Origin of the sequence: Sphingobacterium daejeonense, from assembly GCF_901472535.1 — a bacterium.
Classification (GTDB): Bacteria; Bacteroidota; Bacteroidia; order Sphingobacteriales; family Sphingobacteriaceae; genus Sphingobacterium; species Sphingobacterium daejeonense.
The window spans coordinates 1328580-1346505 of the sequence record NZ_LR590470.1; the positions used below are offsets into that span (position 1 = coordinate 1328580).

The following is a 17926-nucleotide window of genomic DNA, read 5'->3' on the forward strand; positions in this document are numbered from 1 at the left end:
ATGAAGGTTTTGGTGCTGAAGTTTCTACTCGTATGTACTCTGCTGATACATGGTTTTTGCAAGATGGAAAATGGTTTAGAACTTTTGGGGTTAAACACAACCAAAATCCAGGGATTAAATGGGAAGTGAAAAAAGAATATAACCTTGGAATGGACTTTACTATACTAAATAATAAATTAGGTGGTCGATTTGATGTCTATAAACGTAAAATCGATGATTTGATTTATGATATCTCCGTTTCTCAACCTCCTGCAATCCACGATAAAACAACGATGAATGTGGGTAGTATGCAAAATACAGGTTTTGAATTTGAATTAAATTATAAAGCCGTTCAAAAAGAGAATTTCAGTTACACCACCTCAATCGTTGCCTCACACAATAAAAGTAAATTAAATTCCCTTTGGGGCAGTCAAACTTTTTCTGATAGAAAAGGATTCCCTGCTCCGGGTTCTCCAGGATCTGCAGTAAGATTATATCCAAATGAAGCTATTGGTAGATTCTTTTTGTGGAGGTTCGCTGGTTTTACAGATGATGGATATTGGAAGCTTTATGATAAGGAAGGAAATGCTTTTGATGTACGTGAGCAAAGTAAAACTCCGGGAGACAAGGTGTTCGTTGGTAATGCAATCCCAACTATGCAATTATCATGGAACAACGAATTTACCTACAAAAATTGGGATGCAAACATCTATATGAGAAGCTGGATTGGTCATGATGTTTTTAACATGATCAATATGTATTACAGTTTGCCAAATGTTCAAGGACAAAACGTCTTGGATGAAGCCTATGAAGATCATAAAAATGTTAGGGGTGAAAAAGAGCTTTCAGATTATTGGTTGGAAAAGGGTACATTCTTAAAAGTAGATGCTATTAATATTGGTTATACTTTCAATAGGGAAATGATTAAACCATTTAAAAGTTTGAGAGTGTATGCTACAGGAAGGGACTTATTTGTATTTACTAATTATACTGGTTTGGATCCTGAAGTAAATATCAATGGATTAGAGCCAGGTTTTGAAGAGCGTAATGTATATCCAAAAACTAGAACATTTATGTTTGGTTTACAACTTAATTTTTAATCATACCATGAAAAAATATATTATATTCATATGTGCTGGTTTTGGTTTATTGACCATGAACAGCTGTACAAAATTAGATCAAGAATTTTATAGTTCTGTAACTCCAGAAACTTTCTTTAAAAGTGAAAAAGATATTAAGGCAGCATTATTCAGACCATTTACTCATGCAAAATGGTATCTGGGAGAAGATAGATGGAGATTACAAGAATATACAGCAGATAATTTTGCAATTACAACAAAAGGAAGACATTGGTATAATGGTGGTGAAAACGAAAGATTTCATTACCATCGTTGGACTGCAGATGATGGTTGGATCTGGGGTAGCTGGAGAGGTACACTAATGGGAGTAGCTTTAGCACTGGACACTAAAAGTGATTTAGAAAAACTAGATTATACCCAATTTGCTTTAACTGATGAACTTAAAGCTTCACATTTGGCTCAGCTTGATGCTTTAATAGGATTCTTTTATTTAAGAGGTTTAGATTATTTCGGTGGAATGCCTGTTTTTGAATCTCTAGATCAAGAGTCATTACCTAGAAATACAGATGTTGAGTTATTCAATCATATTGAAAAATTATTGAAAGCAGCTCTTGAAAATATACCAGCTAAAGCTGCCGGCGATCCTGAGGAAGGAGCAATTACCAAAGGGGCTGTTGCCGCAATGTTGGCCCAATTATATTTTAATGCTGAATCCTATATTAATAAACCAATGTACAATGAAGCTAAAGTTCTAGCTCAGGATATCATTAATAATAAATATGGAACTTATTCACTTGATTCTAAATGGAATGGACCACATTCATTTACAAATAATAAATCGCCAGAGATTATTTGGTCTATGCCATCTGAGTTCAAAAAATTAGAATATAACTGGTTTTATGCTGATTTTTATCATTATAATACGCGGCAGTATTTTGATCAAGATATGGGAGCGAACAATGGAGCGCACTTAACACCTTCTCGTAAACCAGATGGTACTAAATACGATTCGGATTTTAAATTAGGTTCTCCATATGAAAAATTCTCTGCCGGAGACTTTAGAAAAAAACCTTACAAATATCTAGGTAGCGGAAATTATGAAGGTATGTTTATTATTGGTCCACATTTGACGCCTGATGGTAAACCAATTGTTGGTGGTGAAGAATATAAAGATAAACCTTTGGATTTTGTTGATCAGGTAGGAAGATTCTCAGAAGTTGGTGCTGGGAAAAAATATGCTAACGTAAGTCAATTACCTTCAAAAATGTCCGAAGGTGAAGAAAATACTGGGGTTAGATTAGTAAAATCTCCTATTCCAAATTTAAATGACAATAGTATGCGTTGGGGAGGGGATCTACCAATAATTCGGTTGGCAGAAGTTTATTATATACTCGCTGAAAGTAATTTCAGAACTGGAAATTTAAGCGAAGCTGCAAACCTGATTAATCAGGTTAGAAAACGCAATTTTGCTGATGAAAAAGATCCAAACCCTGTAACAACTGCTAATCTAAATAAGTATAGGTTATTAGATGAATGGAGCATAGAATTTTTAGGTGAAGGACGTAGAAGAACAGATTTAGTTCGTTGGAAAGCATTTACATCTGAAAGATGGTGGGATCATAATCCTAGCAATGCGGCACATTTGAATAGGTTTCCGGTTCCTAATGAAGCAATCGCAGGAAATAATAATTTAAAACAAAATCCAGGATATGAATAAATCCAAATTAAGGATTAAAAAGGAAGAGGGATCATTGAATCCCTCTTTTTTATGTACCCGAATTTAGGTAGTTAAAACCCTTTTTAACAGGTAATAATTCCAATCATAATAGTTGATAATTTCGAATAGATAAAATCAAACGATGATGAAGAATAAATTAAGACTATTAATTGGCTGTTTTGTATTGCTGGGATTTTTTGCTGCTTGTGATAAAGATGGCAATGAGATTGAGGATGAAAAGATTTTAACGGAGAGAATTGAAGATATTATCCCAAAACAATACTTGGATACCTTGAATAAGTTGAATTTTAAAGTAAATCAAGGAGTGAATCCACCAACCGTTAAGGGAACATTCTCTGTTAAGCCACATGTTTTGGATACAAGTAATATTTCAACCGACCCTCCGGCCTACAGATTTTCTGATGCTGTTTTAACTTTATATGGTCAGAATAATAATGACTTTAGTATTAAAATGTTGGGGGAGCATTTCCTGAATGATCGAGATACAAGTATTGCGACTGCTATTTCGGGCTCAGGGAATAATTTTACGATCTATGGCAAAGCAAAATCCAATATTGGAACAGCTTATGCTATTTCGGCAATTCTTATTTCCGGAACATTGGATGGCGAAAATATTAAGAATCTACAGACTGGAATTATCATGATTGATGATTCACATGCTACAGGCTTGGTAATCAAAAATGGTCAGGCTAGGATTGCTTTTGATTCTGATTTCATTACCGAGAAAATTGCTGATGTAGATGATAATAAAGCTAGTGCAAAAAGAGCTTCGACATATAAGAGTAAATCAACAGTTTCTTTAAACCAGATTATTGATTAGTGTTAATTTTTCATAGATGGATTAAATTAATATTTAGGTTAAAGTGTTGGTAATGTAAGCGGGATTTTTTCCCGCTTTATTTTTTATAATGGTCATAAATGTATTTCTGAAGATCCAAAAGCTTTTTCTTTTGAATGAAATAAGAACGCGACAATAGGTTTTGATACTGTTGCATCGCCGTAAACAAATATCCTAAATTACTGTCATCATAACTAGAACCATAAAAATATAAAAGCTCATTTTCTGCAAAATGGGTCAAGTATTTAAGGATTTCTGGGCTTAGTTCGGCTTTGATTTCATCACTTTTCAGGAATTCCGTAATCTCCTCCTTCAATTTTTTTTCTAATGGCTTGTTGTTAGACAATTGAGTCACAATACTTGACATTTCTTGTTGTTGGTAGATGAAAGCATATTTATTGCTTATCTCAAAATAGAATTGGTATTTTTCATCAAAAACATCATCCAATTCTTTAAATTTATGATAGACATTTCGAAGATCATACTCTTTATTTGAAACCATTGCCATCTGATAAAAAGATTCAAAAACCCTTTTATTAATTGCGTTCAATTCCGATAATTTCTCATTGTAAATGGCTTCAACTTGGTTCAAAATATTTCCTGCTTCTTTAGCCTTGTATTTTATTCCATCGTAATCAAAAGTTTTGAGCTTATAGGTCTTATTGGAAATATTTTCTAAAGTGAGTTTGTCATTTAATAAAGAATTAACTTCAAAGCTCAATTCAACATTTTTATCAGAAAATAACTCATGGATTGGTGTGATTTCTGAGTCGTAATTTACCTCAGAAAAATCATGAACAAGAGGATTATTATAAGTATAAAATTCATTGAAAATTTCATCAAATTCATTTTTGTAATAATCTAGTTCATACTGAGATTGGAATTCGGAATTATTTAAATGATTAATCAATCCTTCGTGTTTCAATTCCGAAAACAATAATTTCTGCACTTTTTCGAGCAATACTTCTCTATTCCTGAGAATTTCAATTGCAGGTCCGTCATTTTCATGATCTACCAGTACATTTAGTTTGTTGATTGCATTCACACGATCTTCTGTTGATGGGTGGGATGCCCATTGATCTTCAATATTTAATTTTGATTTATTGTATTTTGCACCTGCGTCAATCGTTATTTGTGGAAATCCATTAACTATCTCATATTTGTTTTTCTTTGCCAGGAATAGACTAACAGATTTTTGATCTTGATAAATATCTTGTGGCAAAAAGTTTTCACTCATTTTTCTTTCATAGAAATATGTCGCTGTATCAAAAGAGTAGTTTACAAAACTAATTCTTAACAACCCATCAGCTAGTGCTTTTGATCCAGAAACATTCACAGATACTGCATCAGCATGAAATTCCATTTCTCTAGAAAGTGCCATGTAATTGATGTTGATATAGTCATAGAGTTTTTGAAGAATAGTCTGAATCCCTCGGATTGAAAATGTTGAGATATAAAGTGTTAAAGCTATATAACCGCTAAGATTTGCCATTTTATTCTGTATGCTATTGATAGATTCGTTGTTGTATAGCATGTTGTAAATAATGTTATTAACGTTATAAACATAGCTTCCAACCTTCATGCTGCGCTGAGAAAAATGTCCAAATTCATGTGCTAATATTGCTTTGAGTTCTTGTTTTGTCAATGAGTTTATTAGACCTATACCGATTTGCAGATTTTTACGGACTGGTAAAAACATACTCCAAAAACTGGAATTATAGAAAACTGATGCATTGACATTATGAGAAAGAAATACCTTTTGTGGAAAATCAGTTTTTATTTCCGACACGAGTTCATCGATCATGGCGAAAAGTTCTGGTTGTTCTGCTTCCGTTATTTCAATCAGATCACTTGTATCTGTCTTATTTGAACCGAAAATAAATTTTATCAGAAAAAACAAAGTTGTCAACCCGGCAGCAATCAGCCCTAAGCCCAGCCCTATAGTAAGGATATTAGGATAATTGATTATGGACCAAATTCCGATGTATCCAAAAAAGATATTGATTCCTATTGTAATGGCTAACAAAAACAGATAGACGACAATAAAAATGAATATCGATATTAAGGTTTTTTTGACCTGTTTTTGAAATCCTTCTGATTCTTGAATTTTCATGCCTTAGTTAATAATTTGAATCTAATATAAAAATTCCCACCTATGATTTTGCATTGATTTATTTTTTTTAACAGGCTTAAAATGAATCAAATTGTATCAATTTCTTCCAATTAATTCCATGATTCGAATTTCATAACGTCACCTTTTAGTTTAGCTCTCGATATCAAAAAAACAGTATTGCATGCAATCGAATGGTTAAATTTTAAAATGTAAAAAAAAATGGCAATTATCTCAAAAGGAATTTTAGGTGCTTACTACGGAAAAGTAGGCGAAGTAGTAGGAAGTAGCTGGAGGGGAATCAATTATGTAAAATCTCTTCCAAGAAAAATCAAAAGAACAGCTTCAGAAAAGGCATTAAATCAAAGGGCAAAGTTTGCTATGGTTGCTGGATTTCTCAAACCGCTAAGGGAATTCTTAAAGAAAAGTTTCAATGACAAAGGTCTAGAATTTATGACTTCAAGTAACTATGTGACCAGTCAACTCCTCAGGAAAGCAATTGTTGGAAAACTTCCATCCTTAACTTTTGACTACTCTAAAGTTGAATTAAGTAAAGGAATGATCTCTAAATTGATGGATTTGACACATAAAAATGATGATGGCAAAATATTAGTCAATTGGGTTGATTCTGAATTTTCTCTATTACCTGAGCCAGATGTAAATGTACATATGATAGTTTATTTAGAAGAAAAAAATCAGTTTCTTCTAGTTCCCAATGTTAAACGATCTGCAAAGGGAATAATGATTACCGAAGATAAATTAGGAAATGGTAGGATAGCTATTTGGGTTTTTTGTAGCAATGCAGAAATGACAAAATTTTCTGATAGTCAGTTTATTCTCGAAAAAGTTATCTCTTAAAACCTTTGTTCGAGTCAATATCCAAATTTATGAATGTTTAAAAAGAATCAAAAAATGAAAAATTTAATTGAATTATTATCGGAGATTATAAAATTAATAAGATCATCACCTACAAAGATACCAGGGAAAATCCTGTTGGTTATTAGGTATTTAAGTTTCTTACTTGATATCTTGAAGCAATGGTTCGACAAGGACAATAAAAATGGATCCCAGAGGAGGAGACTTAAATTTAGTTAATTAAAAAAGGGGCTTTCTGCAAGGAAGCCCCTTATTATATTGTGTTAGTTTTAAATGATAGCTTTGATTTTGAAACTCCATAGATGCGTAATAATTGTATTTTTCTTTGTTCAAAGGGTAGTCCCAACATCCCATTCTATGATAAACCTGGCCCCCGAATCCTGATTTGAATCTATATAGTCCATACATCGGATGAGATTCATCTGCTTGTGGGGATATTCCAAAAAAGTCATATTCTGTACAGCCTTTTTCTTTCGCTAATTGCATTGCTTTCCATTGCAGGGCATATGTAGCCATAAAATTTCTGTTTTCGGTAGCAGAAGCTCCATATAAGTAAGTTCCTCTATTTGCAGCTATTACCAAGAACATAGCAGCCAATGGCTGTCCATCAACCTCAGCTACCAAAAGATAAACCTCTGCAGGAGACAAAGTATCATTGGCTCTGGCACTTAGAACAACTCTAAAATAATTAATATCGTGAAGGAAAAAGTTATTCCGTTGAGCTGTTTGTCGATATAATTCATACCAAACATCTAACTTATCAATGCCTAATGATTTAATCTCCACGCCCTTTCTTTTGGAAAGATTGATATTATATCTTGTTTTAGATTTCATGTTTCCCAAAAGTTGATCTTCATTTTGGTTAAGGTCCATGAAAATGGTATTAGAAGGAAGAATATCCGTATTAGCTTTTCTTAAGTTCCAATTTTCGGTATTAAAGTTTAATCTTAGTTCTTGGATTCTTTTTTCAGGCACACCGATCCAGTTGCCGTGGATGTCATAGCAATCTTCTTCTTTTGCCCATAAGGATTCCCAGGAAAGGTCAAAACGGATCATTATGCAAGAAGGGGGGAGGAAACCACGTAAACTTTCCGAAAGTTGCTCTAGAAAATAGCCTTGGTTTTCTGGGTCAGGTTCAATTTCTGGACCATAAGGAACATAGGCGATACAATGGTCAGCATCCAGATATTGGATGATAATCAATAAATCACCAACGATATAAGTTTCATCAGAAGGATGGTTAAAAAGATCTGAAGACTTTACCTTAAAGTTGTAGGCTACACTTTGAACGCCTTGCATTTTCTTCCACCTCAGACCAATAGGCAGTCTGTTGAATAATGGAAGTCTTAAATATTTCCGTTATCTTTTTGTCTTCTAAATTCGCAATCATGTTTGTTCTCCATTTTTAGAACCAATCGATTTTTGAAAATCGCTTTGATTTGTGCCAAAAAAATGGCAAACATAGCCAATATAAAATGGGTAAACGAATTTAAATGTCACGTTGTTTGTTAGAATCCTGTTAGTCTTCTTCTAGGATTTCTGCTACTCGTCCAATCTGTCCATCTGTAAGCCTCACTTTAATACCTCTACTATGGTAAGGCGCCGAAGTTAAAATATCCTTGACGATTCCTTCAGTTAAGTTCCCAGATCGCTGGTCCTTCTTTAGAATGATATTTACGACAATACCAGGTTTTATATTTGCTCTTGAATTTGGATCGCTCATGATGTTTATTTTGTTGAATAGCGAATTTAAGGCATTCCAATAAGAAATCTTGAATTTTATTCCACCTTTACAATTCCTGCATCAGATTGAGTTGACCTGGTATAAGCATATTTCCCGGTCCTATCTTGAAGTATTATTGGCTGTTTGATCAGGTTATAATGTTCTACCTCAAATGTTTCTGGATCAAGTCCTATTTCAAAATCATAATGAAAGATTCTATGATAATCTTTTATAAATCCCCAGGTATCTAAAGAATAATTATGAACATCAATAGGAATAATTTCATTTTCATAATAAATATGATTTTTATCCTTCCCATAGAGGAAGCCGATATATTCAAAGCTATCTAAATCCGCATGCTCTAATTTCTTAAGGGTTCCATCTTTTTTGACATAGATGCCATTTTTGTCCTTCCAATAAACAGTGTCGTATTTTTCTTTGATATACTTGAAAGTGTTGGGGTCAATTCCTTCTATTATACTTATTTCCCATTTTGCTTCAGGATTATTAATGGAATTTCCGTATTTATTTTTGATGGTTGGCGCAGGGGAGTCCTTCGTTAAATTCTCACGGTAAACATGATTTTTATCCATAAAAAATCCTGATACTTTTTTAAAAGTACCAGGATCTCCATCAGGGACTTCGATTATCTGATTATTGTAATTTCTAACTTGAATTACTTTTCCTTCGTATTGATAGAAGTTGTCGAATAACTTTTCAAGTTTATCTTTATTATAATCTTTTAGGAATTCCATAAGCTTGTAATGTTCGCATATTAGATATCCTAAATATACCTAATTATTGTAAGCTATTTTCTTTTTGGAAAACATTGCCAAAGTTATAGAAAGTTTGATTTGCTAATTCTATAGCTCTGTCATGTTGATTGCTGTCATCCCCAAATCTGTTTAATACTTCAGTGAATCCAGTCCACATAGCTTCACTTTGGTCTCCATAGCCCTCAAAGAATGAAAAACCACGTGCAATACCAATTTTCCTTAACATCTGAACGATATATGGACCACCCATAATAGAACCTTCTAAAACATATAAAGAACTTAAAGCTTCAAGTTCTGAATGTACAGTAGGAGCTATGGCTTGCGGAAGATTGGAAAGTTCATGTCCTAAAGATTTTATATCTCTTTCGATATAGCTCGAATTTCTGCGATTATCTTTGTCCGGTAAAACTTCAGTAGTGATAAATTTTCCGGTTTCATCTTCTACAGCCTTGAAATAAGCATAAAAACCTTTTAATAATTCAGCATAATCTGCTTCATTCTCGATTTTTTTAATGTGCCTTACAATATTTGATTCAACCTGTTGATGGGCCGATTTTGTCTGTTCTTTTATTAGTGTACTTAACATATTCTTTTTGTTAAATCGTTTATTATTAAAACTGAATTCTTAGGAATTAATTGCCCCAAATTTTAAATTTGGTTTTATTCCCTAAGATTGCTAAAAACATTTACCTACATCCTGTATTAAATGATTTGTGATATTCGAATTACAATTGATTACTTTATAATTTGAATCGGATGTTTTAACATGGGATTTGACCCTTCTCCATTTGAGGTTATCAATCTTATAGTTTGGTCAAGTGTGGATGTAAGTTCACTGTTATAACTTTTTGGAATTCCTAGCTTTAATTTAGCCCCATCATAATCAACTCCTAATATTTGTAACATAATATACGAACGGTTACCCTCATTATTAACGTAAGTTAGTAGAGCACCGCTAATCCTAACATCCTTATTAGCATATTTTAAGGGAACTGTGAATTCATCACCTGATTTTAACTTTAATGGTTCTGATAATTCTAAATTAGGGTAAGGTGTAGCAGTTAATTCAGTAATATTAACCACGGGTTTGGGACTATGTATTTCTTGGTTAAATTTGTTCGTAATTTTTGCTGTGTACTCTCCTGGAGGAATTACCTGACCGTTAGGTTGGTCTACAATAAACATAAAACCCGAGAGTGGATTCTTTAAAGAGGGGATAGGGTAAAAACTCTTTTTTTGCTTCATTTAATAAAGTAAGTTTATCACTTCCATCTGAAGCCAAATTTAATACAGCAATAAAAGCAGTTTGTCCTCTTCGATATTTTCTGATTTCTCCTTCAGGGAAAAAAGGTAATTTAGCAGTATTATTTAATTTAATCTCGAAACTTTTGGTTGTTCCGTCCTCCGCTTTTACTTCGTATTTTAATCCTGTTTTCAATTCTATTTCCTGTTCAGAAGCTGGTGAGATTTTAGCATTCTTTGATACAACAATCTTTGGTTTTAATTTTTGCGGTATTGGCCATTCACTCATTCCCGGCCAATTAATAATGATATTATTATTTTCAATTATAGCATTTATACTGTCTTTACCGTTATCATAAGGAATTTTATAAGAGATTATATCAGCGTAAGGTGCTGGCGCAATTATAGTTTCCGTTTTGCATGAAAACAAAAGTAGACATACAAGGAATAATGATGTTTTGGATATCATGTTCATCTTCAATTTTATTAATAGGTTATTTTAATTGGATTTTTTAATTTTCTTCTCTATCGTAGTATCGAATTTTAACCCAATAAAGACCTGCAGAAGGTATTTGGTGGTAACCTTTGTCATCAAATCTACCTTCAATTTGATTTAAGTTTAGGGATGATTTGAGAGGGTGTTATAATAGTTGAGATGCTAGACATTGCTACAGTAAACTTATATTCTTTCCCTTTATCATCAACTAAACTCGCTTTAGCTAATGTTTTGATCTAAATCATAGTTAGTTGAATAAGGATAATTTCCAGATGAATTCTTACATAAAGCATTTTAGTGATATGTGATTTTGATTGGTCAAAAACTATCGGAGAATTAGGATCTAAGCTTACTTCTCTAAAATTCAAAGGAGGTTGATGAGTTTTAATCTCAAGTAGGTAAGTTTTTTTCTCACCATTTTTATGTGTTATGGGATATTCTATTTTTCTACCATTAATAAAATAATCTTGAAGATTTGTAATTAAAGTGTCGCTACCTGATTTTAATTCATTTCCATCCTCTAATTCAATTTTTGGTTCGATCGCTGTCAAATATATTCCCGGTGGAACAGTTGCTGTTATTATCCCGTTTTGATGATTTATAGAAACTGGAATTTGATCCGCGGAATTAGTTACTTGGAAGGATTTGATCTTTGCTTTAGATTCTTCCTCATAAGGAAGGGTGTTAGTCTTTGTTACAAGAGGAAAAGACTAAAAGACTCATAATAAATAAATTGATTCTCATTTTTAAATGGTTAAAAAAATAGAAATTGTGTTGCTGTCATTAATTTTAATTAACAAGCCAGTGTAATGACATTACACTGGAAAATAGCGGGCTTTTCAAAAATTAGAATGAGATTTTAGAATTTCTTATAATCGAAACTCATAAAAGGGAAGTTATTAGCAGCACGATCTGCATTTGGAGTTTCTCCCTTGTATACTGAACGCAATTTTATCTTATAACTATCTCCAGTTGATTTGTTTACAAGAATATATGTTCTAGAATTAAATGAACTCATAATATGGGTTCTGATGTTATAGATATACCAACCCGGATTTGTTCTATTTCCACTTCCGGATAAACTATTATATCCTGCTGTTCCGTTTGGAATGTGTACTCTATCAAATTGATCTGGAAATATAACATCATTTATTTCCTGATTTACATAATACAAATCATATTTAGCAGTATTCACGGTGAAATTCGCATTAGCTGTACCACTGAATTTGAAGTCATAATCATTCTCTGTTCCACCGTCATTCGATGAAAGCTTGAAATAATAAGTATCGGCAGGGTTTTTCCATTGGCTTTCATCAACTTCATCAGGTACTGATCCCTGGCTGAAATCTCTGGCACCATAGCTTCCATCCGAATTAATGGTTAAATAGCCTTTGGTATTTGGGGCAGTGAAATTAGTAGTGGCATTAGTGGACTCACCACTTAGGACTTCCATTTTTAAGTTAGAATTTTCAAAATCAAAGTCACTATCTTTTTGGCATGATGAATTAATTACCATTATCAACGCAGACAATAGCAATGGTAAGGATCTGAATGTATATTTCATGGTTTTTAGTTTTTGCCTTTAGGCATTAATTAATTTGGGTTATTCTATTCCAATTATTTAGAGCATTCATTTTTGAAAAGAAGCTCGCTATGTTATTTTTTAATCTCAAATTTTTTGCTGTTTTTCGGGACCAATACATAATCAAATGTGATATATACTTTTGGGGCATCCCTTCTCCATCCGGTCGAGTCCAGCCTGTCCTTGTAGAGTGATAAGATTCTCAATTTTGCATAATTACCTTTTGCCGTACGGATAACAGCCGTTCTCGGTGGTGAAGTTCTCCCATTATTTAGCTTCCAAGGCTGATTCATTGGATAAACAACATGCTGAAATTGATGCGACCCATCTCTTAATAGGTCTCCATTAAAATCGTATAAATACCAACCAATACCTTCTCCAAACATTCCATAATTGTCCGTCCCATAACGGTCCTTTCTAGTTTGAAATTCCTTATCATCCGGAATATCAACTACTTGATCGAATTCCTTTTCGACTAGCAAAATTCCGCCTTCGGCAGTATTGCCATAACCGTGGTTCTGGGGATCTTTGCCATTGTTTCCAGAGATAAATGAGTTTACTAAACCTCCAAATGCGATATCCCAATTTCTAGTTTGCAAATGCTCTTGCCCCAATGCTTTATTGGATTCTAAACTATAATAGATATTGGGTGCTGCAGTTTGAAAATTATTAGCCTGTGATCCGGGGAGGTTATTTACTCTGGTCAGTTTATAAAAAAGATCACTTTCTTCTTTTATCTCTTCCGGTGGTTTTTTATCATCAATTATATCGTCACTTTTTCCACAGGAGTATAATCCCAAAACAAAGGAAACAATAATAAATGCTTTAAATCCACGGAAAATCTTAAACCTATACACTCTTAAATTCATAATGTTTTATTTGTAATGATTCTAAATAATAGTAAAATTACTAAGCTCTCTTTCTATCGTATCTATGAAATCCGGCAATTCATTTATGATATCTGATAAAATTTATCGCACATGGTTACCGACGGCCGCTCGTATTCAAATTTCTACTTCCATCTTCTTGAACGTAGTAACGAAAAGTGTAATAAGGAGCAGGCCATTTCATATTGGTTACTGCTTGTGGGTTTCCCTTGTAAGAATTTACAATCTGCAGCTTTGCAAATTTCCCGTCCTGAAGTTTGATTACATAGGTTCTATTGGGTAGTGGTATAGCTAAATGTGTTTTGAGGCTATATAGAAACCATCCATCTGAATATTCATTGGAAGCCCATCCTATTTTTGAAACAGTGCTTTTTTCAAATTCCTCATCTGAGGGGGCTTCATTTACAAGATGGTAAGCTTGGCGGACTAATACTACTCCTGTATTTGTAGCTGGCCCTTCATATCCTGGATTGAATTTATCTTTGGCATTATTAACGAACAACTCAGAATTGTACGGTCCTGTAAATGCGATATCCCAAGCCAATGTCTTTAGCCATCTGAGAGAATCTGCTTTATTCTTTATCCAGATCTGTCTTTTATCTTTAAAATTGAACAAAAAAGTATGAAATGGTCTTTTGACTTTCCCTTCAACTCCTTCAGCCATCGATGCCTCAGTATCTCCTGGCAAATCTCTGATTACCACACTGACACCATCATCCAAACTCGGAAGCGGATCGTCTTTTTCTTTTCCACAGGAATATATGATCATGAGAAATCCGACGAGTGCAGAATATAGGAGGTATCTTCGGACATTTGATTGGTTATCTTTTGTTATGGTTTTTTGATTCTTCATCATATTGCTCATGTTTATTATTGAATTCTATTTTTCTTTCTTTATCCATCTATAACTTAATCCTGCCAAATACATTCTGCCCGGTTGCCCAAGCATATATCGGTGAGTAAAACCCATAGCATTATCAACCATAAATCTGAAGGTCAATTGCTTGTTGAAGAATGGCTTTTCCACTGCAAAATTGAGTAGGGTATGAGCAGGAACAAAAGCATCATATTGATCGATAAATTGATTACCATTAATTTCTTGGAAGGGATATTTACCACGTATACTGGCTCTGACATTCAAATTCAATTGCCAAGGCTCATATTCATAGCTTCCTTTGATATTGAACATGTGCCTGGATCTGTCCTCAATTCCCCAATAATCTGACTTCCTAGATTGCCGAAATTCTGAAGTATAGGGATTGTTGATTTGGTTATAAGGAAACTTTCCAGCAGCTATACTATCTAAAACACTTAAATCCTTAGCTTCCAAAAATTGATATCCTAGAGATACATGGAGGTTCCTTTTAATGCTATAACTAAAAGAGGTTTCAAAACCTCGGTTCATGGCTTTTGGCAAATTTCTATAACTGTATATCTGCGATATTTCCGTCCCATTGGCTACACTGATGGTGTTGATTTGATTATTGATTCTATGGTAAAAAGCAGTAAGTTCAACGTGTATATTTGGATTGGGATCCCAATGAAGACCAGCATTACTCGAAATACTAGTCTCAGCTTTCAAATTATCAGCCACGAGATTGATCATATATAGATTTCGGGAACTGATTTCTCTGTTTTCTTCCATCTGATCCAATATTTCATGCACCCGATTTGCCCGATAATTAAATAGTCGGCTGCAGGATTGTAGAATACTTGATAAAGCATTTTATAGTCTGGAGCTTTAAAGCCGGCACCAACACCGGCTTTGGCAATCAAGCCAGGAGCTAGATTATATTCCATCCCGAAACTTGGACTCAGTTGGCCTTGATATAAGTTGCTATTGTCATATCTTAAACCCAGTGTAGTTTTTAATGGTTCTATAGGTTTCCATTGACCTTGCAAGTATCCGAAAATGGAGTTCAAAGACCTCGATGCATCCAAGTCCTGATTATCCATAATTTCAAAACTGGCACCTAATCCTCCTATAAAGTCTAAACCTTGATTGACTCGGTAAGACATTTGTTCTTCAATGCGGTGCACACGTTGGCCAAATTCCTCTTGCCCTGCCATAACACCTTGACTCATCCATTCGACCTTCATCTGATTGTGGAATCTTGAAAAATAATATCGAGTCATGCTCCGAAGTTTAGCATTGATTTGATGGTCATAATTGGCTGAAAGATTTAAATCATAGTCCTCCTGTTTGTCCTTCAATGTATTTTCTTCAGCCCATGAAGTTTGCATGGTCGAAGTCCGATAAGCTAATCTACCAGTAGCACCAAAGGTACCTTTGCTATTAATTTTATACCGTGTCCGGCCTTGGAAACTATAATTATCATATGGTGGAAAGGTGGTACTTTTACTCGATAGAAATTCCTTGTCGGTATTGAATCCATCAGTTCGATAATAGTTTCCAGAAAGTACAATTGAGCCTCTTTTATTATGATAGGGACTTTCGACCTCCAACGTTGCATCCACTGTATTTAGGGTCCCATATAATAAACTAGCTTGTAATTGAGGGGTGGAAGACCTTTGTCGTGTAATAATATTTATAGCACCACCCAAAGCATCTGAACCATATAAACTGGAAGATGCTCCTTTGATGATTTCAATTCTTTCTATATTGGTAACCGATATTCTCGAAAGATCAAAGTTTCCACTATTTCTCCCTAACATAGGTTGACCATCTACCAATACGATGACATAGTTGCTGTTAAACCCTTGTATTTGCACACCCACAGCTCTTGATCCACTAGCCATATCATTTATGATGGCAACTCCTGTTTGTTCTTTCAGCACCTCATCCAAACGCCTGCTGCCCATCAATTCGATTTCCCGCTTACTGACCATTTTTACTGGCATGGCAGCCCGACTCACATCTATTAAATTGTCTACTGAGGGTATCTTTCCTTCAACCTTTACTTCATCAATCGCTGATAGACTAGGTGTGAGAATATAAGTTTTCTTGAGGTTGTTACGTTTGATTTCAACGCTGTCCGTCAGTCTCTCAAATCCTTGAAGTGATACAGCAATTTTATATTCGCCAGATTTAAGATTCTCAAAAACAAAGTAACCTTTGTTATCAGTAGATACCGACCTTGAATTTGGAGAAATATGTAGATTAACATTTGCAACAGGTCTTTGGTTACTGTCAACAACTAAACCGTCTATTTTCCAACCTTTTTGAGCACTCGATGATGTACTTAATGTCAATAAAATAAATACTATATATATTCTGTAAAAATTTATCACAATTCCGCTTCCTTATTTTTAATCATTCTAAATAACGTTACAAATGAAGGAATTAAGGCTCATTTTTATTCTATGAAATTCGGTAATTACTATATGAATATTGATATGAAATAATTGATAATGATAAACTTATAATAGGAAAGGAATATTTAACTAATTCATTCTATAAATAAATGAAATATCTTTTTGGTTAATTATTTAGAATAATTATAAATAAATATATATTTGAACGATGATTTAATTGTTCTTTTAATATTCCATACCAAATTATTAGCTGAAATGTTAGTTAAATGCAAATTAGTAGAATTTGATAAGTGGTTATTTCTTGAGGAAGTTCAGGACCAATTTCTTCCTTACAAATCTTATCAAAGAAACCAAACGAAATTATCGACAGGTCCATTGAAAAGTCAACAAACATGGGTCAATGGACATGGTCTTTTTATATGGTCTTCGAGGATATCCGTAGACAAGGCTGTTCATTTTCATACTGAAATAATCGGTCAAGCCATCAGTATCTTAATTTTTCAACCCCTCAATGAATCCATGGCTTTTGCTTATGAATCTTGCCTCGATGGCCAGGCAAATAATCGAAAATTCTCATCCCTTCATTATTTAAACAGGAATAAAGAGTGCGATTTCCTCTTTATATCTTTGTCCAAGAGCTTTTTCAAAAATTTAATTGAACGAGATGAAAAACTAAGATTAGATTTTCTAAAAAGACAATCTTTAGAAAACAGTAAATCCACATCTCAATATTTTGCTGACTCAGCCTTTCAAAATATATCCAGAGAGTTATCCAATATGATTTCTTCGGATACCATTGATCGAAATCATCTGGACGAACTTTTGATCAATATCTTTCATGAGAATTATCAAAATATAGAAGTTGCAAATTCTTATGGCCTAGAAGTAGCATCACAAATTGATATCAATAAATTGGAAAAGGCAAAAAGGGTCCTTGAAGGTAATATCATGCATCCACCAACCCAGAAAGAATTAGCTGAAGAAGTCCTTATGAGTGAAAGTAAATTAAGAAAGGATTTTAAAAAGTATTACGGCATCACCATTCATGATTTTTTAACACAAATCCGAATGCAGAAAGCTAGAATTTATCTCTTGGTAGACCAATTGACAGTCTATGAGGTGGCGAGTCTTACGGGTTATGGACATCAAAATAACTTCAGTTATGCCTTCAGGAAATTCTTTGGATACCCTCCAAGGGACTTAAAAGTGTAATACTTTCAACTGATCATTGTTTTCTGAATTTGAATCATCATTTCACAGTATTTTTTCTTATCTTGGATTAGCTTAAACGTTTAAAACGTCTAAAACACTGAATATAAATCTA

General features: G+C 33.7%; 18 protein-coding genes. 5 read left to right on the forward strand and 13 right to left on the reverse strand.

Annotation, left to right across the window (positions count from 1 at the left end; all coding sequences use genetic code 11):
• Positions 1-32 precede the first annotated feature (32 nt).
• From FGL31_RS27585 to FGL31_RS06385, 3 genes are all read left to right on the forward strand, one after another.
• Positions 33-1079, forward strand: a complete 1047-nt coding sequence (locus FGL31_RS27585) for a TonB-dependent receptor domain-containing protein (RefSeq protein ID WP_138090110.1) — start codon at positions 33-35, stop codon at positions 1077-1079.
• A 7-nt stretch (positions 1080-1086) separates the two neighbouring features.
• Positions 1087-2775, forward strand: coding sequence for a RagB/SusD family nutrient uptake outer membrane protein (locus tag FGL31_RS06380; RefSeq protein ID WP_138090111.1), 1689 nt, complete (start codon positions 1087-1089; stop codon positions 2773-2775).
• Between the two features lie 142 nt (positions 2776-2917).
• Entirely contained in the window at positions 2918-3616 is a 699-nt protein-coding gene (locus FGL31_RS06385) for a hypothetical protein (protein WP_138090112.1), read from the forward strand.
• 76 nt (positions 3617-3692) lie between these two features.
• On the opposite strand, the gene FGL31_RS06390 is transcribed toward FGL31_RS06385, so the two are convergent.
• Positions 3693-5747: a M48 family metalloprotease gene (locus tag FGL31_RS06390; RefSeq protein WP_138090113.1), complete on the reverse strand. Its 2055-nt coding sequence runs from the start codon at positions 5745-5747 to the stop codon at positions 3693-3695.
• A gap of 219 nt (positions 5748-5966) precedes the next feature.
• Here FGL31_RS06390 and FGL31_RS06395 point away from each other — a divergent pair, with 219 nt between their 5' ends.
• Positions 5967-6602 (forward strand): DUF6266 family protein, encoded by a 636-nt coding sequence (locus FGL31_RS06395; RefSeq protein WP_138090114.1) that lies wholly within the window; start codon positions 5967-5969, stop codon positions 6600-6602.
• A gap of 237 nt (positions 6603-6839) precedes the next feature.
• Here FGL31_RS06395 and FGL31_RS06400 read toward each other — a convergent pair whose 3' ends face one another.
• The 12 genes from FGL31_RS06400 to FGL31_RS06450 all read right to left on the reverse strand — a co-directional run bounded on the left by FGL31_RS06400 (position 6840) and on the right by FGL31_RS06450 (position 16539).
• Positions 6840-7919 (reverse strand): lipid II:glycine glycyltransferase FemX, encoded by a 1080-nt coding sequence (locus tag FGL31_RS06400; protein WP_232046314.1) that lies wholly within the window; start codon positions 7917-7919, stop codon positions 6840-6842.
• Between the two features lie 220 nt (positions 7920-8139).
• On the reverse strand, positions 8140-8343 hold the full coding sequence (locus FGL31_RS06405) for a YwbE family protein (RefSeq protein WP_099370429.1): 204 nt from the start codon (positions 8341-8343) through the stop codon (positions 8140-8142).
• Between the two features lie 56 nt (positions 8344-8399).
• Positions 8400-9098: a DKNYY domain-containing protein gene (locus tag FGL31_RS06410; protein ID WP_138090115.1), complete on the reverse strand. Its 699-nt coding sequence runs from the start codon at positions 9096-9098 to the stop codon at positions 8400-8402.
• Between the two features lie 43 nt (positions 9099-9141).
• Complete coding sequence (locus tag FGL31_RS06415) at positions 9142-9705, reverse strand: biliverdin-producing heme oxygenase (RefSeq protein ID WP_138090116.1); 564 nt, start codon at positions 9703-9705, stop codon at positions 9142-9144.
• 149 nt (positions 9706-9854) lie between these two features.
• The gene (locus tag FGL31_RS06420; RefSeq protein ID WP_171017565.1) at positions 9855-10304 is read right to left on the reverse strand and encodes a hypothetical protein; all 450 of its coding nucleotides are present in this window, start codon (positions 10302-10304) and stop codon (positions 9855-9857) included.
• Complete coding sequence (locus FGL31_RS06425; protein WP_138090118.1) at positions 10282-10830, reverse strand: SGBP N-terminal domain-containing protein; 549 nt, start codon at positions 10828-10830, stop codon at positions 10282-10284. The genes FGL31_RS06420 and FGL31_RS06425 overlap by 23 nt, the downstream gene beginning before the upstream one ends.
• Positions 10831-11093: 263 nt before the next feature.
• Positions 11094-11507, reverse strand: coding sequence for an SGBP N-terminal domain-containing protein (locus FGL31_RS06430; protein ID WP_512745619.1), 414 nt, complete (start codon positions 11505-11507; stop codon positions 11094-11096).
• A gap of 209 nt (positions 11508-11716) precedes the next feature.
• Entirely contained in the window at positions 11717-12421 is a 705-nt protein-coding gene (locus FGL31_RS06435) for a hypothetical protein (protein WP_138090120.1), read from the reverse strand.
• 92 nt (positions 12422-12513) lie between these two features.
• The gene (locus tag FGL31_RS06440) at positions 12514-13308 is read right to left on the reverse strand and encodes an HmuY family protein (RefSeq protein WP_138090121.1); all 795 of its coding nucleotides are present in this window, start codon (positions 13306-13308) and stop codon (positions 12514-12516) included.
• Between the two features lie 115 nt (positions 13309-13423).
• Positions 13424-14182 (reverse strand): HmuY family protein, encoded by a 759-nt coding sequence (locus FGL31_RS06445; protein WP_232046315.1) that lies wholly within the window; start codon positions 14180-14182, stop codon positions 13424-13426.
• Positions 14183-14206: 24 nt separating this feature from the next.
• On the reverse strand, positions 14207-14971 hold the full coding sequence (locus tag FGL31_RS24700) for a TonB-dependent receptor domain-containing protein (RefSeq protein ID WP_232046316.1): 765 nt from the start codon (positions 14969-14971) through the stop codon (positions 14207-14209).
• Positions 14929-16539 carry a TonB-dependent receptor gene (locus tag FGL31_RS06450; protein ID WP_232046317.1) on the reverse strand — a complete coding sequence of 537 codons (1611 nt, stop codon included), beginning with the start codon at positions 16537-16539 and terminating at the stop codon, positions 14929-14931. The genes FGL31_RS24700 and FGL31_RS06450 overlap by 43 nt, the downstream gene beginning before the upstream one ends.
• Before the next feature lie 318 nt (positions 16540-16857).
• On the opposite strand from FGL31_RS06450, the gene FGL31_RS06455 reads away from it, so the two are divergent.
• The gene (locus tag FGL31_RS06455) at positions 16858-17814 is read left to right on the forward strand and encodes an AraC family transcriptional regulator (protein ID WP_138090123.1); all 957 of its coding nucleotides are present in this window, start codon (positions 16858-16860) and stop codon (positions 17812-17814) included.
• Positions 17815-17926 lie beyond the last annotated feature (112 nt).

Bases quoted from the DNA above. Each gene is read 5' to 3' on its own strand.
- FGL31_RS06405 (WP_099370429.1), bottom strand. From the start codon at position 8,343: ATGAGCGATCCAAATTCAAGAGCAAATATAAAACCTGGTATTGTCGTA.
- FGL31_RS06390 (WP_138090113.1), bottom strand. From the start codon at position 5,747: ATGAAAATTCAAGAATCAGAAGGATTTCAAAAACAGGTCAAAAAAACC.
- FGL31_RS06415 (WP_138090116.1), bottom strand. From the start codon at position 9,705: ATGTTAAGTACACTAATAAAAGAACAGACAAAATCGGCCCATCAACAG.
- FGL31_RS24700 (WP_232046316.1), bottom strand. From the start codon at position 14,971: ATGGAAGAAAACAGAGAAATCAGTTCCCGAAATCTATATATGATCAAT.
- FGL31_RS06425 (WP_138090118.1), bottom strand. From the start codon at position 10,830: ATGATATCCAAAACATCATTATTCCTTGTATGTCTACTTTTGTTTTCA.
- FGL31_RS06380 (WP_138090111.1), top strand. From the start codon at position 1,087: ATGAAAAAATATATTATATTCATATGTGCTGGTTTTGGTTTATTGACC.
- FGL31_RS06435 (WP_138090120.1), bottom strand. From the start codon at position 12,421: ATGAAATATACATTCAGATCCTTACCATTGCTATTGTCTGCGTTGATA.
- FGL31_RS06385 (WP_138090112.1), top strand. From the start codon at position 2,918: ATGATGAAGAATAAATTAAGACTATTAATTGGCTGTTTTGTATTGCTG.
- FGL31_RS06400 (WP_232046314.1), bottom strand. From the start codon at position 7,919: ATGCAAGGCGTTCAAAGTGTAGCCTACAACTTTAAGGTAAAGTCTTCA.
- FGL31_RS06445 (WP_232046315.1), bottom strand. From the start codon at position 14,182: ATGATGAAGAATCAAAAAACCATAACAAAAGATAACCAATCAAATGTC.
- FGL31_RS06395 (WP_138090114.1), top strand. From the start codon at position 5,967: ATGGCAATTATCTCAAAAGGAATTTTAGGTGCTTACTACGGAAAAGTA.
- FGL31_RS06420 (WP_171017565.1), bottom strand. From the start codon at position 10,304: ATGTTTATTGTAGACCAACCTAACGGTCAGGTAATTCCTCCAGGAGAG.
- FGL31_RS27585 (WP_138090110.1), top strand. From the start codon at position 33: ATGTACTCTGCTGATACATGGTTTTTGCAAGATGGAAAATGGTTTAGA.
- FGL31_RS06440 (WP_138090121.1), bottom strand. From the start codon at position 13,308: ATGAATTTAAGAGTGTATAGGTTTAAGATTTTCCGTGGATTTAAAGCA.
- FGL31_RS06455 (WP_138090123.1), top strand. From the start codon at position 16,858: ATGTTAGTTAAATGCAAATTAGTAGAATTTGATAAGTGGTTATTTCTT.
- FGL31_RS06410 (WP_138090115.1), bottom strand. From the start codon at position 9,098: ATGGAATTCCTAAAAGATTATAATAAAGATAAACTTGAAAAGTTATTC.